Annotated in this window: 1 protein-coding gene; it reads right to left on the bottom strand. The window is 35.6% G+C overall.

Features of this window, described 5'->3' with window-relative positions:
- The coding region (locus OA93_RS23915; RefSeq protein ID WP_039116795.1) for a PKD-like domain-containing protein at positions 1–1897 on the bottom strand (1897 nt) is incomplete at its 3' end.
- Between the last annotated feature and the right edge of the window lie 294 nt (positions 1898–2191).

Below are 2191 nucleotides of genomic sequence, written 5' to 3'. Positions count from 1 at the left end.
TTCCAGAGTTTACACAGTTGCCTTGAGCAAAAGTTCCACTGATTTTAGTGTACGTTACCGTTCCACCACAATTATCAGTTGCTACAGGAGCATTAGCTTGAGCAGTTGTTAATCCTGCGGTATCGCTACATTCCAGCGTAACATCAAGCGCAGCTGGAGCAGTTGTCCAAGTTGGTGCGGTTGCATCTTGAACATTAATTATCTTAGTACATGTTGATTCGCATCCATTGATGTCTTTGATAACTAAGGTTAGTGTAAATGAAGCGCCACAGTTAGCACCCGCAGTTATTAAAACTGTTTGGGAAGATGTATTACCATTAATAGTAGCATTTCCTGAAATTGACCAAGTGTAATTGCTCATTCCTGCTGGTGCTGAATAACTATTACCTGTTGAAGATGGGCAAATTGGGCCATCTGGACCTGTTATCAAACATACTGGTAATGGATTAACTGTCACTGTTACCGTAAAAGTGCTTCCTGCACAAGTTCCCGAAGTAGGGGTTACGGTATATATTACGTTTATCGGGGCATTGGTTGAATTTGTTAAAGTACCACTGATATTTGAGGCATTGTTTCCTGCTGCAGTTCCCGAAATCCCAACTACATTTGGGGCTGCCCAACTATAGGTGGTACCAGACGGAATTGTTCCATTGGTTCCATTTGTTGGTGTTACAGTAAAAGTACCTCCACTACATATACTAGTAGCAGTTATATTGTTCAATGCTGGTTTCGGATTTACCGTTACTGTTACCGTAAAAGTACTTCCTGTACAGATTCCCGACGTTGGAGTTACGGTATATATTACGTTTATCGGAGCATTGGTTGAATTTGTCAATGTACCACTTATATTAGTGGCATTGTTTCCAGCAGCAGTTCCCGAAATTCCAATTACATTTGGAGCTGCCCAACTATAAAGAGTACCAGCTGGGACTGTTCCGTTGGTTCCATTCACTGGTGTTACAGTAAAGATACCTCCGCTACATATACTAGAGGCAGTTATTGCTGTTATCACTGGTGGGGTGCAACACGCTACTAAAGTTATATTATTGACTGTTTTAGTATTTGGAATAACTTGATTTGTTGGATCTGAGACTGTTAAACTAGCACTAAACGGACCAGCTGAAGAATAAGTCACAGTATAAGGGCCTATTGTTGTTAAACTAACTGGGGAAATTGTAGCAGCACCAGGAAATGACCAGCTATAATTAGTGTTTGGTTCAACTCCTGTTGAAGTACTGGTATAAACCACTTTTTGATAAGTACCTCCATCACAACTTTTAGTAATAGAAAAATCGGCGAACAAAGGTGTTTTTATAATTATCCCACTAGAAAGTGCACTGCTGCATTTAGGAGGATTACAAGTTATCAAAGAAAGACTTTGAGCAGGCGTAATGGCTTGCCCACTTGTTTCCCAACTTAAGTAAATGTTTTTTAATTCAAGGGATTGACCTGCAGTATAGTTTGTAATTTGAGCCATTCTGTATTTGGAACCGGCTGTAATTATACTCCCTCTAATTTTAATAGTTAACCTATCAGTTGCAGCACCAACAAAATTAGTGTTATCGAAATTTTTTCGAACTCCTCCAACCAGATAGTCAAATTGAAATAACAAATCATATTTGGAACTGTTAGATGAAATAGTAACCCAAATATACAATCCATTTACAGGATTTGAAATATAAGCCAAAGTAGCCACATTCCCAACATTATCACCTAAATAAACATCTCCAAAATTTACATCTTGAGCATTACATTGCGAAAAGGAACAAGCAGGAGTCGTTGTTAATGAAGCATTAACATTATCGAATGTAACATTAGTATTTTGTGAATAACTAACTGTCGTTGAAAACAATAATATTAAAAAAGTTAAAAACGGAATAAAAGTAATTTTTTTCATAATCTTTATTTTAAATAAAACAGTAATTAATTTTTTATTATTTTTTTTAATAAAAAGTTGGGATTGTTATCTCTATTGAAGGACAACCTGAATATTTAAAAGCTGTTGATTCACCTAGGCTAATCGTTGGATTTGTTTGTGAATAACTGTCTATTGTCAGAAATAACAGAACTAAACTGTCTGTATGAGGAGAGTAATTTTTGTTTCCATATTTTTTTAATTTAAAATTTATGAAATATTTATCTTTTTAACACAATCAAAGTTATATACTCTATTTTTATTATTTTTTTTTTT

Origin of the sequence: Flavobacterium sp. KMS (genome assembly GCF_000813005.1) — a bacterium.
In the GTDB taxonomy this organism is placed as follows: Bacteria; Bacteroidota; Bacteroidia; order Flavobacteriales; family Flavobacteriaceae; genus Flavobacterium.
Note: the sequence above shows the minus strand (reverse complement) of the source record. Positions and strands in the feature narration are given on the sequence as shown.